Source organism: Streptomyces sp. NPDC005863, from assembly GCF_042871345.1.
Classification (GTDB): domain Bacteria; phylum Actinomycetota; class Actinomycetes; order Streptomycetales; family Streptomycetaceae; genus Streptomyces.
Map to the genome: position 1 here is coordinate 292,643 of NZ_JBIAII010000005.1, position 18,277 is coordinate 310,919.

14 protein-coding genes and 1 riboswitch are annotated in these 18,277 nt (G+C 75.2%); of the genes, 5 read left to right on the forward strand and 9 right to left on the reverse strand.

Features of this window, described 5'->3' with window-relative positions:
- Positions 1-184 precede the first annotated feature (184 nt).
- Positions 185-529: a nucleotide pyrophosphohydrolase gene (locus ACFYO9_RS20360; protein ID WP_355804719.1), complete on the reverse strand. Its 345-nt coding sequence runs from the start codon at positions 527-529 to the stop codon at positions 185-187.
- The gene (locus tag ACFYO9_RS20365; RefSeq protein WP_358779135.1) at positions 526-1,692 is read right to left on the reverse strand and encodes an ATP-binding protein; all 1,167 of its coding nucleotides are present in this window, start codon (positions 1,690-1,692) and stop codon (positions 526-528) included. Before ACFYO9_RS20365 ends, ACFYO9_RS20360 begins: the two co-directional genes overlap by 4 nt.
- A gap of 272 nt (positions 1,693-1,964) precedes the next feature.
- Between ACFYO9_RS20365 and ACFYO9_RS20370 the strand changes: the two genes are divergently transcribed.
- Positions 1,965-3,167 (forward strand): serine hydrolase domain-containing protein, encoded by a 1,203-nt coding sequence (locus ACFYO9_RS20370; protein ID WP_358779134.1) that lies wholly within the window; start codon positions 1,965-1,967, stop codon positions 3,165-3,167.
- Between the two features lie 107 nt (positions 3,168-3,274).
- Here the strand turns inward: ACFYO9_RS20370 and ACFYO9_RS20375 are convergent, their stop codons facing one another.
- The 3 genes from ACFYO9_RS20375 to tsaD form a co-directional block, all read right to left on the reverse strand.
- Complete coding sequence (locus ACFYO9_RS20375) at positions 3,275-3,667, reverse strand: cell division protein SepF (RefSeq protein ID WP_355804711.1); 393 nt, start codon at positions 3,665-3,667, stop codon at positions 3,275-3,277.
- 221 nt (positions 3,668-3,888) lie between these two features.
- Entirely contained in the window at positions 3,889-4,521 is a 633-nt protein-coding gene (locus ACFYO9_RS20380) for a GNAT family N-acetyltransferase (RefSeq protein WP_358779133.1), read from the reverse strand.
- Positions 4,518-5,609, reverse strand: a complete 1,092-nt coding sequence (gene tsaD, locus ACFYO9_RS20385) for a tRNA (adenosine(37)-N6)-threonylcarbamoyltransferase complex transferase subunit TsaD (RefSeq protein WP_358779132.1) — start codon at positions 5,607-5,609, stop codon at positions 4,518-4,520. Before tsaD ends, ACFYO9_RS20380 begins: the two co-directional genes overlap by 4 nt.
- 144 nt (positions 5,610-5,753) lie before the next feature.
- Between tsaD and cbiE the strand changes: the two genes are divergently transcribed.
- Positions 5,754-7,004, forward strand: a complete 1,251-nt coding sequence (cbiE, locus tag ACFYO9_RS20390; RefSeq protein WP_358779131.1) for a precorrin-6y C5,15-methyltransferase (decarboxylating) subunit CbiE — start codon at positions 5,754-5,756, stop codon at positions 7,002-7,004.
- Positions 7,001-7,750, forward strand: coding sequence for a precorrin-4 C(11)-methyltransferase (gene cobM, locus ACFYO9_RS20395; protein ID WP_358779130.1), 750 nt, complete (start codon positions 7,001-7,003; stop codon positions 7,748-7,750). The genes cbiE and cobM overlap by 4 nt, the downstream gene beginning before the upstream one ends.
- A gap of 276 nt (positions 7,751-8,026) precedes the next feature.
- Here cobM and ACFYO9_RS20400 read toward each other — a convergent pair whose 3' ends face one another.
- Positions 8,027-9,208 (reverse strand): cobalt-precorrin-5B (C(1))-methyltransferase, encoded by a 1,182-nt coding sequence (locus tag ACFYO9_RS20400; protein WP_358779129.1) that lies wholly within the window; start codon positions 9,206-9,208, stop codon positions 8,027-8,029.
- A gap of 17 nt (positions 9,209-9,225) precedes the next feature.
- Between ACFYO9_RS20400 and ACFYO9_RS20405 the strand changes: the two genes are divergently transcribed.
- Positions 9,226-10,014, forward strand: coding sequence for a cobalt-precorrin-6A reductase (locus ACFYO9_RS20405; protein WP_358779128.1), 789 nt, complete (start codon positions 9,226-9,228; stop codon positions 10,012-10,014).
- 706 nt (positions 10,015-10,720) lie between these two features.
- Here ACFYO9_RS20405 and ACFYO9_RS20410 read toward each other — a convergent pair.
- Genes ACFYO9_RS20410 through ACFYO9_RS20420 form a run of 3 tightly spaced genes read right to left on the reverse strand, consistent with a single transcriptional unit; the run spans position 10,721 to position 14,354 of the window.
- Positions 10,721-12,262, reverse strand: a complete 1,542-nt coding sequence (locus ACFYO9_RS20410; RefSeq protein ID WP_358777722.1) for a precorrin-2 C(20)-methyltransferase — start codon at positions 12,260-12,262, stop codon at positions 10,721-10,723.
- Positions 12,259-12,900: a precorrin-8X methylmutase gene (locus tag ACFYO9_RS20415; protein ID WP_355804687.1), complete on the reverse strand. Its 642-nt coding sequence runs from the start codon at positions 12,898-12,900 to the stop codon at positions 12,259-12,261. Before ACFYO9_RS20415 ends, ACFYO9_RS20410 begins: the two co-directional genes overlap by 4 nt.
- A complete protein-coding gene (locus tag ACFYO9_RS20420; protein WP_388666473.1) occupies positions 12,897-14,354 on the reverse strand; it encodes a cobalamin biosynthesis protein CobG in 1,458 nt (485 codons plus the stop codon). Before ACFYO9_RS20420 ends, ACFYO9_RS20415 begins: the two co-directional genes overlap by 4 nt.
- 118 nt (positions 14,355-14,472) lie before the next feature.
- Positions 14,473-14,605, forward strand: a riboswitch (cobalamin riboswitch).
- Between the two features lie 35 nt (positions 14,606-14,640).
- Between ACFYO9_RS20420 and cobN the strand changes: the two genes are divergently transcribed.
- Positions 14,641-18,249 carry a cobaltochelatase subunit CobN gene (cobN, locus tag ACFYO9_RS20425; RefSeq protein ID WP_358777723.1) on the forward strand — a complete coding sequence of 1,203 codons (3,609 nt, stop codon included), beginning with the start codon at positions 14,641-14,643 and terminating at the stop codon, positions 18,247-18,249.
- Positions 18,250-18,277: the final 28 nt, after the last annotated feature.

Sequence of the window (18,277 nt, forward strand, 5' to 3'; positions counted from 1 at the left end):
AAAAGCCAGGGGTAGCCGGAAATCTGTGGACAACCAGCCCGGCATGGCCAAGCCATCCACTCCGGAGAGTGACGAAATGATCGGAATCGGAGGTTCCGAGTGCCGTGCTTCCGGTTCCGGGCAGCCGCTCAGGGCCTCCGGTGCCACGCGGCCGATTCCGTACGTCCGGTTCCGTGCGGTCGGCTCAGGGCGCCCCGGGCCCCCCGGGCGCCGGGAAGCGGCGTTCGTTCCGTTCGATCTTCGCCGCGAGCGCCGCCAGCACGTCGATGCCGAGGACCTCGCAGAACTGCAGCAGATACGCGAGGACGTCGGCGACCTCGTCCGCCACCCGGGGCGCCGTGTCCGGGTCCGCCATCACCCGCGCCGACTCCTCCGGTGTCAACCACTGGAAGATCTCGACGAGTTCGGACGCCTCGACGCTGAGCGCCGCGGCCAGGTTCTTCGGGGTGTGGTACTGCTCCCAGTCGCGCGCCGCCGCGAACTCGGCCAGCCTGCGCTGCAGCACCGCCACATCAAGTCGTTCCGTCACGGCTCCAGGTCTACCACCGAGGCGCCCGTGGCGTGCGGGGCCCAGGACGCGTCCCCCACCACCCCCACCAGGCGGATGTGCCCGCGCTCGCAGGTGCGCGCCGCCAGTTCGCCGAGGGCGCGCGCCTGTCGGGCGTCCAGGCGCCGGTCGAAACCGTCGGCGAGGACCGTGAGGGTCTGGTAGGCCTGCGGCACCTCGGCCGCCGGGTCGACGGCGAGCACGCCGGGCCCGGTGAGCAGCACGAGCGCCAGCGCCAGATACCTCAACTCGCCGTCCCCGAGCCGCCCCAGCGGCGTGCGCACCCCGGCGCCCCGGTCGATGAAGGCGTGCACCGCGCCGTCCGCCACCTCCTCGGCCCGCACGTCGGCGACCGGCCCCGCGCACCCGGTCCGTACCGCCGAGACGAGCATCCCGTGCCGCACCGTGCACTCCGACCTCGTACGCCACAGCACTTCGGCGAGGTTGTCGCAGCCGCCCCGCAGCCGGCCCGCGCCGATCAGGCCCGCCGGGACCGGCGCGCGCATCCGGCTGGGCCGCGGGTCGCAGGCGAACGCCGAGCGCAGCGCGACCACGACCTGCTCCGCCGCCGCGAGCACCAGCCGCTGCCCCTCGGTCTTCCCGGCCACCCGCAGCGGGACGAGCGCCGTGCCGAGCCGGTCGTCCGGCAGCGGCGCGCGCGTCACGGGCGCCGAGCCCGCGGTGTGCCAGGCCGCCTGGACCACGCGCCGGCCGGGGTCGCGCAGCGCGGTCTCCAGGAGGACGAGGCCGTCCCGGGTCAGCCGCTCGCCCACGACGCGCAGTTCGGGCTCGGCCTGGACGGCGAGGTCGAGGCGGATCGCCCCGGCGGGCCCGTCGACCGTGCAGCCGATGCGGAAGCCGCGCCGTCGCTGCCGGTCGGCGCGGGCGCGTTCGGGCACGCACGCGACGGGGTCGGCGAAGACCTCGGCGAGCTCCTCCCCGGCGCAGAGCCGCGCCAGCGACTCGTACGCCCCGAGGGCGCTGGACTTGCCGCTTCCGCTCGGCCCGGTGAGCAGGGTCAGCGGGCCGAGCGGGAGCACCGTGGCGCGGTGCCCGGCGAAGGCGGACAGGCGCAGTTCGATGACCTGCGGCCGGTCCTGGCCCGTCGGTGGCCTTGGGACCGACACCCGGGAATGCACCATCATGTCCGGAAGGTAAGCGGCGGCGAACGCGCCGAACCGTTACGCCCGGCCGACCTTCCCCCGATCGAGGGATTCCCCCGGAACGTTCCCCGCGGCGGTCGGCGAACGGCTAGCGCCCGTTTTGGCTGCGGTGGTTGGCGGGTTTCGGGGGGCAACCCCCGGAGCCGCCATAGGGCCAGCACACCGGCGCTGCTGTGGGCAGCCGGATGGGCCGTTTCCCGTCGGGCTGGTGAGGTGGTCGCCGAACGTCGTCTCTCTGTGCCGAGGAGCTCATCATGCTGGTGGCGTCACGCAATAGACGGGGGCCGGTCCGTCCGGCCGGGCTGGTCGGGGTGGTCGGTGCCCTGCTCGCCGTGTCGACGGGGGCGGCGGCGACCGCAAACGCGGAGCCGGGACCGGGACCGGGACCGGACGATTCCCTGCAACGGGAGGTCGAGGCGATCCACCGCACCGGAGCCGTCGGCGTGGCCGCCGACGTGACCTCGACGGGCGGACACGACACGGCGCGCGCCGGAACGGCCGAGGCGGGTGGCCCGAGGGCGATGCCTCGGAACGGTCGCTTCCGTATCGGCAGTACGACGAAGACGCTCACGGCGTCGGTCGTGCTGCGTCTCGTCGGCGAGGGGCGCCTGTCGCTGGACGACACCGTGGAGCGGTGGCTGCCGGGCGTGGTCCGGGGCAACGGCTGGGACGGCGAGCGGATCACCGTACGGCAGTTGCTGCGGCACACCAGCGGCATCACCGACCCTCCGCCGCCGCCCGCACTGAAGAGCGCGGAAGGCTATCGGGCCGAGCGCTTCCGCACGTACCGGCCCCGGCAGATGGTGGAGATGGGGCTGCGGGAGTCGCGCCCCGCGCCGGGGGTGCCGGGCTGGGCGTACTCCAACACCAACTACGTGCTCGCCGCGATGATCGTCGAGAAGGTCACGGGCCACAGCTGGGAACACGAGGTGGAGCGGCGGATCATCCGCCCCCTGGGCCTGCGGGACACCGGCGTCTCGCGCACCTATCCGTTCATCGCGGGGCGGCACGCGGCCGCGTACGCCACGTTCGACGACGGCCGGTCCGGTGACAGCACCGGCACCGACACCGTCGGCACCGATGTCACCGTCCTGAATCCGAGCATGGCCGTCGGCTCCGGTTCGGTCGTCAGCACCGCCCACGACCTGAACCGTTTCTACGCCGCCCTGCTCGGCGGCCGTCTCCTGGAGCCCGCACAGCTCGACGAGATGAAGTCCACCGTGGACGCGCCCGCGCTGAACGCGGAGTACGGGCTCGGGATCGCCGAGATCCCGCTGTCGTGCGGCGGGAGTTACTTCGGCCACCGGGGCGAACTGCTCGGCTACGTCACCTGGGCCGGCACCACCCCGGACGGGGACCGCACCGCGGTGGTGTACGTCACCCGCAACGGCGGCCAGGACACCGAGGAGGCCATGACCGCGCTCATCGACCGGGAACTGTGCCGGTCCGGTTCCTGACCGGCCCGGCGCGTCCGGCGCGCGCCGCCCCGGCGGACCAAGTGCGGGTCACCCGCCCATGATCCGCCGGGTCCCGGCCGCACCCGGAGCACCGCCCAGGGCCGCGCCTAGGACTGCGCGACGGCGTCCACCAAGCCCTGCACCTCGGTGCCGGGCGGCGCGAGGAGGAACACGTTCTTGTCGACCCGGTGCATGCCGCAGCCGAGGCCGAGGACCACGCCGCTGCTGAAGTCCAGTACCCGCTTGGCGACTTCCGTCTCCGCCCCGGTCAGGTCCAGCAGCACCGGGATCTGGGCCATCACGGTCTCGGCGACCTCGCGGGCGTCCGCGAAGACGTTCACCCGCATCACGACGAAGCGGCGCCGCGTCTCGGTCTCCGCGTCGGGCAGCGCGCGGTGCCCCGGCCACGAGGGCCATTCGTTGCGGCTGCGCAGCGGTACGACCTGGGCGAGCCCTTCCCACTGTTCATCGGTGACGTCGTGGCGCTGACTACTGCTCACTTGCCCACCCCGTCCTGGCTCGCACTTGTTCTCTGCACCGGCCAATTCTTACGCCAAGTCACCCGTTCAGCCCAACAGCGACACGGTCGGCGCCGTCGGCGCGGGCCCGGAAACGGGGCCCGGACGGGGGTGGGGGCCGCGTTTCGGGGCTGTCGGCTCCGTGAGGTTCGCCACCTTCGGTCGGCGGGGCCGACAGGCGCACCGGCGCCAACTCGGCCTGGCTAGGCCAAGTCCAGACGTTCCGCTCCCCGTGGCGCGGCCGGATGGCCGGGCCCAAGGAACAGCACCGGCCCCGGGCCGCCCTCGCCGGGGTGGGTGACCTGGTGCCAGCCCGCGCGCCGGTAGAAGCGCACCGCGGCGGCGGCCAGCGGTGAGGTCAGCAGCCAGCAACGGCCCTCGGGCGCACCGCCGGTCACCGCGGCGAGGAGCGCGCGGCCGACGCCGCGGCCGTGCGCGGACGGCCGGACGGCGAGCTCGTCGACCTGTAGGGCGCCGCCGAGCCACTCCTCCGTACGCCGGGCGCCGAGGGCGGCGGTGACGAGCGGGTAGGAGCGCGTGTCAGGGAGCGGGTATCCGGTCGGCCACGCGGACGCGAAGCCGAGGACGCGGGGTTCGCGGCCTCGCGGGCCGGGCCCCCGGCCTGCCGTGCCCTCCAGCGCGACCGCTCCCGTGAAGCCGGTGTACCCGGCCTCGTCCGCGAGGCGTTCGAGGTAGCGGTCGGCCTGGGCCGGGTCCTCGTTCCAGGGCGGCTGCCCGAACGCCTCGGCGTACACGGAGCGCACGCCCTCGGCGTACCCGAGCAGTTCGGCGCCGGCCAGCCCGTGCCGGACGCGCAGACCCGCCCCCTCGCTCACGCGGCGGCGCCCCGGCCCGCACCGGCCGCCGCACGCGCGCCGAACGCCCCCACCGGGTTGAGCGAGGCGAACTCCAGCGGCGCCGACGGGTCGATGGAGACGTCCAGCGGCGCGGGCTCCGCGCCCGCGCGCACCAGCAGGTCGCCGACGGCCGCGATCATCGCGCCGTTGTCCGTGCACAGCCGCAGCGGCGGGACCCGCAGGGCGATGCCGGCCTGCCGGCAGCGTTCCTCGGCGAGCGCCCGCACCCGGGAGTTGGCCGCGACGCCACCGACGACGACCAGAGTGCCGACGCCGTGCTCGCGGCAGGCGGCCACCGCCTTGCGGGTCAGCACGTCGGCGACGGCCTCCTGGAGCGAGGCCGCCCCGTCGGCGACCGGCAGCTCGCGCCCCGCGTGGCTCTCGGCCCAGCGGGCGGCGGCCGTCTTCAGGCCGGAGAAGGAGAAGTCGTACGGGGCGTCGCGCGGCCCGGTGAGCGGGCGCGGGAAGGACACCGCGGCCGGGTCCCCGTCCCGCGCCGCCCGGTCGACGGCCGGGCCGCCCGGGTAGGGCAGGCCGAAGACCCGCGCCACCTTGTCGAAGCACTCCCCCGCCGCGTCGTCGAGGGTGTCGCCGAGGTGGACGATCGGGTCGCGCGCCAGGTCGCGTACGAGCAGCAGCGAGGTGTGGCCGCCGGACACGATCAGGACCATGCAGGGGTCGGGCAGCGGGCCGTGCTCCAGGGTGTCGGCGGCGACGTGCCCGGCCAGGTGGTGCACGCCGTACAGCGGGACGCCGAGGCCGTACGCGAGGCTCTTCGCGCCGGCGAGGCCGACCTGGAGCGCGCCGGACAGGCCCGGTCCCGTGGTCACGGCGACGGCGTCGACGTCGGACATCCGCAGGCCCGCCTCGTCGAGCGCCCGGCGGACCACCGGGGTGAAGGAATGGAGGTGGGCGCGGGCGGCGATCTCCGGAACGACCCCGCCGAAGCGGGCGTGCTCGTCCATGCTCGACGCGACCGCGTGGCCGAGCAGCCGGCCCTCGCGGACCAGGCCCGCACCCGTCTCGTCACAGGACGACTCGATGCCGAGCACCACAGGAGAGCCCATCGCGGGGTGGCCTTTCTGCCCAGGGGGGTCGCGCGGGACGGCCGCGCGGCTTATTGCAAGTAGTTCGCAATAAGGGTAGCCGCTGGGTCACCAGTAGAGTGCGGCTGCGCAGTTTCTCCCGAACCCCGAGGTCAGGTACCCGCAGTGACCCCCGCACCCCCCGCAGGCACCCCGGCCGTGACCGTCGTCGGGATCGGTGCCGACGGCTGGGAGGGGCTTCCGGCCGCCTCGCGCACGGCGCTCAGCGCGGCCGAGGTCCTGATCGGCGGCCCGCGCCAGCTCGACCTGCTGCCCGCCGACCGCTGCGCCGGCGAGCGCGTCGCCTGGCCCGCACCGCTGCGGCCCGCCGTGCCCGGCCTGCTCGCCGCCCACGCGGGGCGCCGCGTCGCCGTCCTCGCCAGCGGCGACCCCATGTTCTACGGCATCGGGCGGGCCCTGACCGAGGAACTGGGCGCCGCCGCGCTGCGCGTGCTCCCGCACCCGTCCTCCGTCTCCCTCGCCTGCGCGCGTCTCGGCTGGCCGGTGGAGGACACCGAGGTCGTCACGCTCGTCGGGCGCCCGGCCGCCCGGCTCGCCGCGTCGCTGCACGACGGGCGCCGCCTCCTCGTGCTCAGCGCGAACGCGGCCACGCCCGGCGAGGTCGCCGCCCTGCTGCGCGAGCGCGGCTTCGGCCCGAGCGGGCTGCGGGTGCTCGAACAGCTCGGCGGGGAGGGCGAGTCGACGTACGACGGGGTCGCCGAGACCTGGGCGCACCCGCCCGGCGACGCGCTGAACGTCGTCGCCGTCGAGTGCCGCCGCTCCCCCGACGCGCTGCGGCTCGGCGTGGTGCCCGGCCTGCCCGACGCCGCGTACGAGAACGACGGCCAGCTCACCAAGCGGTACGTGCGTGCCGCCACGCTCGCCGCCCTCGCGCCCGCACCCGGCGAGCTGCTCTGGGACGTCGGCGGCGGCTCGGGGTCGATCGCCGTGGAGTGGCTGCGGGCGCACCCGTCGTGCCGTGCCGTCACCGTCGAGAAGAACCCCGTGCGCGCCGAGCGGATCACCCGCAACGCCGAACGGCTCGGCGTGCCCGCGCTGCGCGTCGTCACCGGCGCCGCGCCCGCCGCGCTCGCCGGACTCCCCGCGCCGGACGCCGTGTTCATCGGCGGCGGCCTCACCGCGCCCGGCCTCCTCGACGGCGCGTTCGCCGCGCTGGCGCCCGGCGGGCGCCTGGTCGCCAACACCGTCACGCTGGAGTCGGAGGCGCTGCTCACCGAGTGGTACCGGCGCCACGGCGGCGAGTTGGTGCGCCTCGCCGTCGCGCAGGCCGTCCCCGTGGGCGGCTTCACCGGCTGGCGGCAGGCCATGCCGGTCACCCAATGGTCCGTCACCAAGTCTGGAGAGCAAGAACGATGACCGTGTACTTCATCGGCGCGGGTCCCGGCGCCGCCGACCTGATCACGGTCCGCGGCGCGCGGCGGATCGCCGCCTGCCAGGTCTGCCTGTACGCGGGCAGCCTGGTGCCGCGCGAGCTGCTGGCCGAGTGCCCGGACGGCGCACAGCTCGTGGACACCGCGCAGCTCACCCTGGACCAGATCACCGAGAAGCTGGTGCACGCGCACGAGCAGGGGCTCGACGTGGCGCGGCTGCACTCGGGCGACCCGTCGGTGTTCAGCGCGGTCGCCGAGCAGATGCGGCGGCTCGACGCGGCGGGGGTGCCGTACGAAGTGGTGCCGGGCGTCCCGGCGTTCGCCGCGGCGGCGGCCGCGCTGAAGCGGGAGCTGACGGTGCCGACCGTCGGCCAGACCGTCATCCTCACCCGCATCGCCCAGCGCGCGACCGCCATGCCGGAGGGCGAGGACCTGGCCACGCTCGGCCGCAGCGGCGCGCTGCTCGTCCTGCACCTGGCCGCGGGCTACGTCGACCGCGTGGTCGAGGAGCTCCTGCCGCACTACGGCGCCGACTGCCCCGCGGCGGTGGTCGCCCTCGCGAGCCGTCCCGACGAGGTGATCCTGCGGGGCACGCTGGAGTCCATCGCGGGGCAGGTCAAGGAGGCGGACATCGTACGGACCGCCGTCATCATGGTGGGGCGGACGCTGGGGGCCTCGCAGTTCCGCGACAGCCATCTGTACTCGGCGGAGCGGGACCGCCACGAGTGCTGAGCTCGGGCTTGCGGGGACGGTACGGTACTCCGTGGCCAGGCTCGTCCGTGGCCGCGGCTCGTCCGGGGCTGGGTGCGCAGCTCCCCGCGCCCCTTACACAGCGCCCCGCGCCTCTTACGGGCGCAGCCACAACGGCCGTGTGCAGACCGCGGCTCGTCCGGGGCTGGGTGCGCAGTTCCCCGCGCCCCTTACACAGCAACCCGCGCCCTCTCGTCCACACGGCCGTGCGCAGACCGCGGCCCCGTCCGTGGCCGGGTGCGCAGCTCCCCGCGCCCCTTACGGGGCGCGGACCCCGCTGCGCCCCACCACCGTGCCCGCCCGGTCGATGCAGATGACGTCCACCTGGACCGGGGCGCCCCGCAGCACCGCGAGCGCCTCGTCGCGGGCGGTCTCGGCGACCAGGTCGCCGAGCGGCACGCCCGCCGCCGCGCACAACTGCAGTGCGGCGAGGCCCGTGTTGGCCTCGGCGACCTGGGCGGCCAGGCCGGCGTCGGCGCCGCCCCTGCGGGCGAGCTCGGCCAGGAAGCCCTTGTCGACCTGGGAGCGGGCCGAGTGCAGGTCCAGGTGGCCCGCCGCGAGCTTCGACAGCTTGGCGAAGCCGCCGCAGACGGTGAGGCGGTCGACGGGGTGCCGGCGCACGTACTTCAGGACCGCGCCCGCGAAGTCCCCCATGTCCAGGAGCGCGTCCTCCGGCAGGCCGTACTCGGCGACGACGGTCTTCTCCGACGTCGACCCCGTGCACCCGGCCAGATGGGTGCGCCCGGCCGCCCGCGCCACGTCCACGCCCCGCCGGATGGAGTCGATCCACGCCGAGCAGGAGTAGGGGACGACGATGCCGGTCGTGCCGAGGATCGACAGGCCGCCGAGGATGCCGAGGCGCGGGTTCCAGGTGGAGCGGGCGATCTCCTCGCCGTGGTCGACGGAGACGGTGATCTCGACGTCGCCGGTGCCGCCGTGCGCCGCGGCGACCGCCGCCACGTGGTCGCGCATCAGCCGCCGGGGCACGGGGTTGATCGCGGGCTCGCCCACGTCCAGGGGCAGGCCGGGGCGGGTGACGGTGCCCACGCCCGGGCCCGCCTTGAAGACGACGCCGGCGCCGGGGGGCAGCAGCCGTACGGTGGCCCGCAGCAGGGCGCCGTGGGTGACGTCGGGGTCGTCGCCGGCGTCCTTGACGACGCCGGCCATGGCGTACGCGTCGCGCGCGTCGTGCGCGCCCGGTGGCGTCAGCTCCTCGGTGGCGAGCGCGAAGGCGGGGGTCTGGCCCTTGGGCAGGGTGATGGTCACCGGGTCGGGGAAGTCGCCGGTCAGCAGCGCCGTGTACGCGGCGGTGGTGGCGGCGGTCGCACAGGCGCCGGTCGTCCAGCCGGGCCGCAGACCGGTGTGCTTGAGTTGGGCGCCGCGTCCGCCCTTGGGCTCACCTGCCGCGCTCGGCTCGCTTGCCGCACTTGCCTCACTCATGAAGGAAACCGAACTCCGTGCACGTACTGATTCTGGGTGGGACGACCGAGGCCCGCAGGCTGGCGGAGCTCCTCGTGGACGAGGCGGGGCTGCGGGTGACCAGCTCCCTGGCGGGGCGGGTGGCCGCGCCCCGGCTGCCGCCCGGCGAGGTCCGCGTCGGCGGCTTCGGCGGGGCGCAGGGGCTGGCGGCGTGGCTCCGCGAGCACCACGTGGACGCGCTCATCGACGCCACCCATCCTTTCGCCGGGACGATCTCGTTCAACGCGGCGACGGCTGCCGCCACCGCCCATGTTCCCCTGCTCGCCCTGCGCCGGCCCGGGTGGGTCGCCGGTGTCGGCGACGACTGGCACCCGGTCGACTCCCTGGAGCAGGCGGCACGGGTGCTTCCCGGGCTCGGGGAGCGGGTGTTCCTGACCACGGGGCGGATGGGGCTCGCGGCGTTCTCGGGGGCGGATCTGGCGGGTCTGTGGTTCCTCGTACGTTCGGTCGACGCGCCGGAGCCGCCGTGTCCGGCCCGGATGGAGGTTCTCCTCGACCGGGGCCCGTTCACGCTCGACGGGGAGCGGGAGATCTTGCGCTCCCATGGCATCGACGTCGTGGTGACCAAGGACAGCGGGGGTTGGGCGACTGCGCCGAAACTGGTTGCTGCGCGGGAGGTGGGGGTTCCCGTCGTGGTGGTCCGGCGTCCCCCCGGGCCGGAGGGGGTCACCGCCGTCGCCACGCCGGAGGAGGCGCTTGCGTGGGTGAGCCTGCGTGGTGAGGAGCGGGTCGCTCGTGGCTGGTCGCGCAGTTCCCCGCGCCCCTGAGGTGGGCCTGGGCCGGTGCCCCACGACGGGCGGCCGTCACCCGGTGCGGGACGTGTGCGGCTGACCCTGGGGGGGCTGAATGCGCAGTTCCCCGCGCCCCTGAGGTGGTCCCGGGCGGACGCCCCACGGCGGGCGCCCGTCACCCGGTGCGGGACGTGTGCGCCTGCCCCTGGGTGGGGGCTGATTGCGCAGTTCCTCGCGCCCCTGAGGTGGGCCTGGGCCGGTGCCCCACGATGGGCGCCCGTCACCCGGTGCGGGACGTGTGCGCCTGCCCCTGGGTGGGGGCTGATTGCGCAGTTCCTCGCGCCCCTGAGGTGGGCCTGGGCCGGTGCCCCACGATGGGCGCCCGTCACCCGGTGCGGGACGTGTGCGGCTGACCCTGGGGGGGCTGAATGCGCAGTTCCCCGCGCCCCTGAGGTGGTCCCGGGCGGACGCCCCACGGCGGGCGCCCGTCACCCGGCGCGGGACGTGTGCGCCTGACCCTGGGTGGGGGCTTGTCGCGCAGTTCCCCGCGCCCCTAGGTGGGCCCGGGCGGGTGCCACACGACGGGCGCCCGTCACCCGGTGCGGGACGTGTGCGGCTGACCCTGGGTGGGGGCTGGGCGCGCAGTTCCCCGCGCCCCTTAAGGGGCGCGGACCCGTGCTTTCAGGGGCGCGGGGAACTGCGCGATCGGCCACGGCGCGCCCGCAGGCGACACACCAGGGGGCTAGCCCTCGGGATACCGCCGCGGTGTCCACACGATCTGCTCCTTGCCCCCGCGCCGCCTGACCCACCGGGTCTGGGAGGAGCCGACGATCAGGAGTGTGCGCATGTCCACGTCCGCCGGGTCCAGGTCGCCCAGGCGAACGATCCGGACGCTCTCCTCGGGGCCGCCCACGTCCCGGCCCAGTACCACCGGGGTGTCGGGGGTGCGGTGTTCCAGGAGCAGTTCGCGGGCCTTGCCCACCTGCCAGGTGCGGCTGCGCGAGCCGGGGTTGTAGAGGGCGAGGACCAGGTCCGCCGCGGCCGCCGCGGCCAGGCGTTCCGCGATGACCTCCCAGGGCTTGAGGCGGTCGGAGAGGGAGAGCGTGGCGTAGTCGTGGCCGAGCGGGGCGCCCGCGCGGGCGGCGGCCGCGTTGGCGGCGGTCACCCCGGGGAGCACCCGTACGGGGACGTCCTCGTAGGCGTCCTGCGAGGCGACCTCCAGGACCGCCGTGGCCATCGCGAAGACGCCGGGGTCGCCGCCCGAGACGACGGCCACCCGTCGACCGCGGCGCGCCAACTCCAGTGCGTACTCCGCGCGTTCGGACTCGACCCGGTTGTCGGAGCCGTGCCGGCGCTGGCCGGGACGGTGCGGCACCCGGTCGACGTACGTGGTGTAGCCGACCACGTCGTCCGCGGCGGCGAGCGCGCCGCGCGACTCGGGGGTCAGCCACAGCGGACCCGCGGGGCCGGTGCCGACCACCACGACCTCGCCGCGCGCCGACCCGGCGGCCGGCTCCGGCGCGGGGCCGCCCGTCAGCGGCGCCACCCGGCTCGGCAGCACCGCCACGGAGAAGTACGGCACCGACTCCGGGTCCACGTCGGCCAGCCGGCCGGTGCGTTCGCCCGCCATGGTGGCCCGCTCGACATAGCGCGCCTCGTCGAGGCGGCCCGCGCTCTCCAGCGCGCCCCGCACCTTGCCGAACGTGCGGCCCAGCTTCATGACGACCGCCGAGTCCGTCGCCGCGAGACGCGCCGCGAGCTCCTCCTCCGGGAGCGTGCCGGGCAGGACCGTGAGCACCTCCTCGGCCTCCACCAGCGGCTCGCCGAGCCGGGCCGCCGCCGCGCTCACCGAGGTGACGCCGGGGATCACCTCGGTCGGGTAGCGGTGCGCGAGGCGCTTGTGCATGTGCTGGTAGGAGCCGTAGAAGAGCGGGTCGCCCTCGGCGAGGACGGCGACCGTGCGGCCCGCGTCGAGGTGGGCGGCGAGGCGGGCCGCGGCCTCCTCGTAGAACGCGTCGAGCGCGCCCCGGTAGCCGCCGGGATGGTCGGTCCGCTCCGTGGTGACGGGGTAGACCAGCGCCTCCTCGATGTGGTCGGCGCGCAGGTGCGCGGCCGCGATCGAGCGGGCGATGGAACGGCCGTGCCGCGCCGAGTGGTACGCCACGACGTCGGCCGCCGCGATCACCTCGGCGGCGCGCAACGTCATCAGGGACGGGTCGCCGGGGCCGAGCCCGACCCCGTAGAGGCGGCCCCGCGGGGCCTGTTCGGTGGGCACGCCGCTCATTCCGTCTCGCTCGCAATCGCGTTGATCGCCGCCGCGGCCATCGCGCTGCCGCCGCGACGTCCCCGTACGACCAGGTACTCCAGGCCCGCGTGGTGGGCCGCGAGCGCGTCCTTGGACTCGGCCGCGCCGACGAAGCCGACCGGGATGCCGAGGACGGCGGCCGGGCGGGGCGCGCCCTCCTCGATCATCTCCAGGAGGCGGAAGAGGGCGGTGGGCGCGTTGCCGATGGCCACGACCGCCCCTTCGAGGCGGTCGCGCCAGAGTTCGAGGGCGGCGGCGCTGCGGGTGGTGCCGAGGCGCGCCGCGAGATCCGGCACGGACGGGTCGGCGAGGGTGCAGATCACGTCGTTGCCGGCGGGCAGCCGCTTGCGCGTGACGCCGCTCGCGACCATGTTCGCGTCGCACAGGATCGGCGCGCCGTCGCGCAGCGCCTTGCGGGCGTCGGCGATCACGCGCGGGCTGTACGAGAGGTCGCGCACGAGGTCGACCATCCCGCAGGCGTGGATCATCCGGACCGCGACCTGGCTGACGTCGGCGGGCAGACCCTTGAGGTCCGCCTCCGCGCGGATGGTGGCAAAGGACTCGCGGTAGATCGCCGCGCCGTCCTTCTCGTAGTCGAACACTGTGCTCTCGCTCATCTCGTGGCCGTGGTTTTCGTGGTGGTACGTGCGGTGGTGACCGTCTCGGTCAGGGTTGTGCCCGTGACCCGTGCGGGTTCCTCGCCGGGGGCGTGCACCGTGACCTCGTACCGCCCTTCGCCGGTGGCGAGTACGTCGACCCACGCCCCGTGCGGGTGGCCGCAGCGCCGTTCGCAGCCGGACCAGTGGACGGGAAGGCCGCCGGGGCCCGGCACGGCGTCCGCGCGGACGTCAGCGCGGGACTTGGCGCAGCCGGGGCGGCCGGTGCAGGCGCCGACGCCGAGCCAGGGCGCGTCGGGGGTGGTGAGGTATCCGGCGCCGCGGAGCGCGGCAAGCCGTTCCCGGGCGGCGACGTCGTCGGCGAAGCCGGGCAGCACGAAGCCGCGCCAGGGCGTGACCCGCAGCTCGTCGCCGGGCAACGGCAACAGCGCCCGCCACGCGTCGACGCTCACCCGCCCGAGCGGCGCACCGACGAGGACGGCCCGCCCGTGGACGCCGGGTGATGGCGGACCGGTGACGGGTACGTCCGGGATGGCGACGGGTACGGGTACGGGCGGACCGGTGACGGGTACGTCCGGGAGGCCGACGGGCGCCTCAGCGCCGGCGACCGGCACGTCCGGGAAACCGGCCGGTGCCTCACCAGCGGCGACCGGCACGTCCGACGGGCCGGCGGGCGCCTTCCCGGTGGCGACCAACGCGTCCGGCAAGCCGACCCCCGCCCCCGCCGCAGCGGCCACCGCAACCCCCGCCCCCTTCAACGCCCCCGCCACATCCACGTCCCGCCCCGCCGGCAGCTCCCGTACCCGCCACGCGCCGTTGCCCGCCTCGCGGGCCTCGTCCAGGAAGGCGCCGGCGGCGGCGAGGGCCGCGCGCGGTGCGTCGGTCGCGGCGATGCGGACGGCGCGCCCCGCGACCCGTACGACCGCCGTACCCCCCGATTCTGCGATCAAGGTCACATCGCCGCCCAGCCCGGCCACGTCCCCGCGGCCGTCGTCCAAGACGAACAGGAAGCGGCCGGAGAGCTGCGTCGCCCACTCCGCCCCGCAGAGGAGTCCGTCCAGCTCACGGGCCCACAACTGCACGTCGGCGTGGCCGAGTCCGTCCGTCGTGGCCAGCGGGGACGCCACCACGTTCCGGACGCGCTCGTGCCGTTCCGAGGGCAGCAGGCCCGCCCCGGTGAGCAGGCGGGAGAGTTCGCCGCCGCAGGCCTCGCCGAGCCCGCGCAGCTCGATGTTGCCCCGCGAGGTGATGCTGAGGTTGCCGTCCGCCAGGCGCTCCGCCACGTCGGCGAGCACCTCGACCTGATGGCCCGTCAAGAGGCCGCCGGGCAGCCGGAGTCGGGCCAGGCGGCCGTCGTCGGCGAGGTGCAGGCGGAGCGCTCCGGGGCAGGCGTCACCCCGGTCACGTATGGGGTATTCGCCCTGGTCTGGGGAGGGTGCTCGGGTGGGCGGCATGGCGGCGAGCATACCCACGCCGATCCGGCCGGTCGCCTCCCGAGACGGGCCGTCCCGGCAGGTGGCCGCCCCGCTCGCGGCGGGCAGGACTTACTATGCAGGCGGCGGGCGCCGAGCCCGTCGACGCCAGCGACGGCGTGGGTCCACCAGGACCCGAGGGAGGAAGCCCGGTGCGAATCCGGCGCGGTCCCGCCACTGTGAGCCCCACCCGTGGGGTGAGCCAGGAACTCCCGCCGTCCATACGACCACCCGGGGCGCGGACACCCCGAGGAAGGCCTGCGCCCGCATGCTTCTGCTGTTGTCGACCTCCGACACCGACCTGCTCAGCGCCCGCGCGGCGGGAGGCCCGGTCGACTACCGGTTCGCCAACCCCTCGCGCCTGGACCTCGACGGGCTGCCCGCCCTGCTCGACGGCGTCGACCTCGTCGTCGTACGCCTCCTCGGCGGTGTCCGCGCCTGGCAGGACGGCCTCGACCAGCTCATCGCCACCGGCCTCCCGGTCGTCGTGCTCACCGGCGAACAGGCACCCGACGCCCAGCTGATGGCGTCCTCCACCGTGCCGGTCGGCATCGCCGCCGAGGCGCACGCCTACCTGGCGCACGGCGGCCCCGCCAACCTGGAGCAGCTGGCCCGCTTCCTCTGCGACACCGTGCTGCTCACCGGCCACGGCTTCGAGCCGCCCGCGCCCGCCCCGTCCTGGGGCCCGCTGGAGCGCACGGCCCGCGCGGACGTCGAGGGCCCGACCGTCGCGGTGCTCTACTACCGCGCCCACCACATGAGCGGCAACACCGCCTTCGTGGACGCCCTGTGCGGCGCGATCGAGGACGCCGGGGCCCGCCCGCTGCCGCTGTACGTGGCCTCGCTGCGCGCCCCCGAGCCCGAGCTGATCGACGCGCTGCGCGCCGCCGACACCATCGTGACCACCGTCCTCGCGGCCGGCGGCACCAGGCCCGCCGAGGCCTCCGCGGGCGGCGACGACGAGTCGTGGGACGCGGGCGCCCTGTCCGGCCTGGACGTGCCGATCCTCCAGGCGCTCTGCCTGACCGGGTCGCGCTCCGCCTGGGAGGAGAACGACGAGGGCGTCTCGCCGCTCGACGCCGCGAGCCAGATCGCGGTGCCGGAGTTCGACGGCCGCCTCATCACGGTGCCCTTCTCCTTCAAGGAGATCGACGAGGACGGGCTCCCCGCGTACGTGGCCGACGCCGAGCGCGCGGCCCGCGTCGCCGGCATCGCCGTGCGGCACGCCCGCCTCAAGCACATCCCGGCCGCCGACAAGCGCCTCGCGCTGGTCCTCTCCGCCTACCCGACCAAGCACTCCCGCATCGGCAACGCGGTCGGCCTCGACACCCCCGCCTCCGCCGTGGCGCTGCTGCGCAGGCTGCGCGCCGAGGGGTACGACTTCGGGCCCGAGGCCGACATCCCCGGCCTGGTCTCCGGCGACGGCGACGAGCTGATCCGCGCCCTGATCGACGCGGGCGGCCACGACCAGGAGTGGCTGACCGAGGAGCAGCTCGCCGCCAACCCGGTGCGCATCCCGGCCGCCGACTACAAGCGGTGGTACGCGACGCTCCCCGCGGAGCTGCGCGAGTCCGTCGAGGGCCACTGGGGGCCGCCGCCCGGCGAGATGTTCCTGGACAGGTCCCGGGTGGGCGACGGCGGCGACCCGGAGGGCGACATCGTGCTCGCCGCCCTGCGCCGCGGCAACCTGCTCATCCTCATCCAGCCGCCGCGCGGCTTCGGCGAGAACCCGATCGCGATCTACCACGACCCGGATCTGCCGCCGTCGCACCACTACCTGGCGGCGTACCGCTGGATCGCGGCCGCCGACTCCGACGGCGGCTTCGGCGCCGACGCGATGATCCACCTCGGCAAGCACGGCAACCTGGAGTGGCTGCCCGGCAAGAACGCGGGCCTCTCCGCCGCCTGCGGCCCGGACGCCGCACTCGGCGACCTGCCGCTGATCTACCCGTTCCTGGTCAACGACCCGGGCGAGGGCACACAGGCCAAGCGCCGCGTGCACGCCACGCTCATCGACCACCTGGTGCCGCCGATGGCGCGCGCCGACTCCTACGGCGACATCGCGCGCCTGGAGCAACTCCTCGACGAGTACGCCCAGATCAGCTCCATGGACCCGGCGAAGCTGCCCGCGATCCGCGCGCAGATCTGGACGCTCATCCAGGCCGCCAAGCTCGACCACGACCTGGGTCTGGAGGACCGTCCGGACGACGACGGCTTCGACGACTTCCTGCTGCACGTCGACGGCTGGCTCTGCGAGATCAAGGACATGCAGATCCGCGACGGTCTGCACGTGCTGGGCGCGGCCCCGGCCGGCGCCGACCGCGTCAACCTCGTCCTCGCGATCCTGCGGGCCCGCCAGGTCTGGGGCGGCACCACCGCACTGCCGGGTCTGCGCGAGGCCCTCGGTCTCGACGAGTCCGCGGCGACCCGCACCGGCGCCGACGAGGCCGAGGAGAAGGCCCGCGCGCTGGTCCAGGCGATGGACGACGCGGACTGGGACCTCGCCGCGCTCCCCACCGACCAGGGTGAACAGGTCGCCGCCGTCCTGGAGTTCGCGGCCCGCGAGGTCGTCCCGCGCCTCGCAGGCACGACCGCCGAGCTCGACCACGCGGTGCACGCCCTGAACGGCGGCTTCGTCCCCGCGGGCCCCTCGGGCTCCCCGCTGCGCGGCCTGGTCAACGTCCTGCCGACCGGCCGCAACTTCTACTCGGTCGACCCCAAGGCCGTCCCGTCCCGCCTCGCGTGGGAGACCGGCCAGGCGCTGGCCGACTCCCTGCTGGAGCGGTACAAGTCCGACAACGGCGCGTACCCCACCTCCGTCGGCCTGTCGCTGTGGGGCACGAGCGCGATGCGCACCGCGGGCGACGACGTCGCGGAGGCCATGGCGCTGCTCGGCGTCCGCCCCGTCTGGGACGACGCGTCGCGCCGCGTCACCGGCCTGGAGGCCATCCCGTACGAGGAGTTGGGCCGCCCGCGCATCGACGTGACGCTGCGCATCTCGGGGTTCTTCCGCGACGCGTTCCCGCACACCATCGGCCTGCTCGACGACGCGGTACGGCTCGCCGCCGCCCTGGACGAGCCCGCCGACCGCAACCACGTCCGCGCCCACGCCCAGGCCGACCTCGCCGAGCACGGCGACGAACGCCGGGCCACCACCCGCATCTTCGGCTCCCGCCCCGGCACGTACGGCGCGGGCCTGCTGCAGCTCATCGACTCCCGCGACTGGCGCACCGACGCCGACCTCGCCGAGGTGTACACGGTGTGGGGCGGTTACGCGTACGGCCGCGGGCTCGAAGGGCGCCCGGCGCGCGCCGAGATGGAGACCGCGTACAAGCGCATCGCGGTGGCCGCGAAGAACACCGACACCCGCGAGCACGACATCGCGGACTCGGACGACTACTTCCAGTACCACGGCGGCATGGTGGCGACCGTGCGCGCGCTGCGGGGCACCGCCCCGGAGGCGTACATCGGCGACTCCACGCGCCCCGAGACGGTCAAGACCCGCACCCTCGTCGAGGAGACCTCGCGGGTCTTCCGGGCCCGCGTCGTCAACCCCAAGTGGATCGAGGCGATGCGCCGCCACGGTTACAAGGGTGCCTTCGAACTCGCCGCGACCGTGGACTACTTGTTCGGGTACGACGCCACGACGGGCGTCGTCGCCGACTGGATGTACGACAAGCTCACCGAGACGTACGTCCTCGACCCGACGAACCGTCAGTTCCTCCAGGAGAACAACCCCTGGGCGCTGCACGGCATCGCGGAGCGCCTCTTGGAGGCGGAGTCGCGCGGCATGTGGGCGAAGCCGGACCCGGCGGTGCTCGAAGCGCTGCGCCAGGCCTACCTGGAGACCGAGGGCAACCTGGAGGACGAGGGCTGAGCCCCTCGCCCGCCACGGCGGCCGGCCC

Coding starts and splice junctions, on each gene's coding strand:
- cobN (WP_358777723.1), top strand. CDS start 14,641: ATGCTTCTGCTGTTGTCGACCTCCGACACCGACCTGCTCAGCGCCCGC.
- ACFYO9_RS20370 (WP_358779134.1), top strand. CDS start 1,965: ATGCTGGTGGCGTCACGCAATAGACGGGGGCCGGTCCGTCCGGCCGGG.
- ACFYO9_RS20365 (WP_358779135.1), bottom strand. CDS start 1,692: ATGATGGTGCATTCCCGGGTGTCGGTCCCAAGGCCACCGACGGGCCAG.
- ACFYO9_RS20400 (WP_358779129.1), bottom strand. CDS start 9,208: ATGAGTGAGGCAAGTGCGGCAAGCGAGCCGAGCGCGGCAGGTGAGCCC.
- ACFYO9_RS20415 (WP_355804687.1), bottom strand. CDS start 12,900: ATGAGCGAGAGCACAGTGTTCGACTACGAGAAGGACGGCGCGGCGATC.
- ACFYO9_RS20420 (WP_388666473.1), bottom strand. CDS start 14,354: ATGCCGCCCACCCGAGCACCCTCCCCAGACCAGGGCGAATACCCCATA.
- tsaD (WP_358779132.1), bottom strand. CDS start 5,609: ATGGGCTCTCCTGTGGTGCTCGGCATCGAGTCGTCCTGTGACGAGACG.
- cobM (WP_358779130.1), top strand. CDS start 7,001: ATGACCGTGTACTTCATCGGCGCGGGTCCCGGCGCCGCCGACCTGATC.
- ACFYO9_RS20410 (WP_358777722.1), bottom strand. CDS start 12,262: ATGAGCGGCGTGCCCACCGAACAGGCCCCGCGGGGCCGCCTCTACGGG.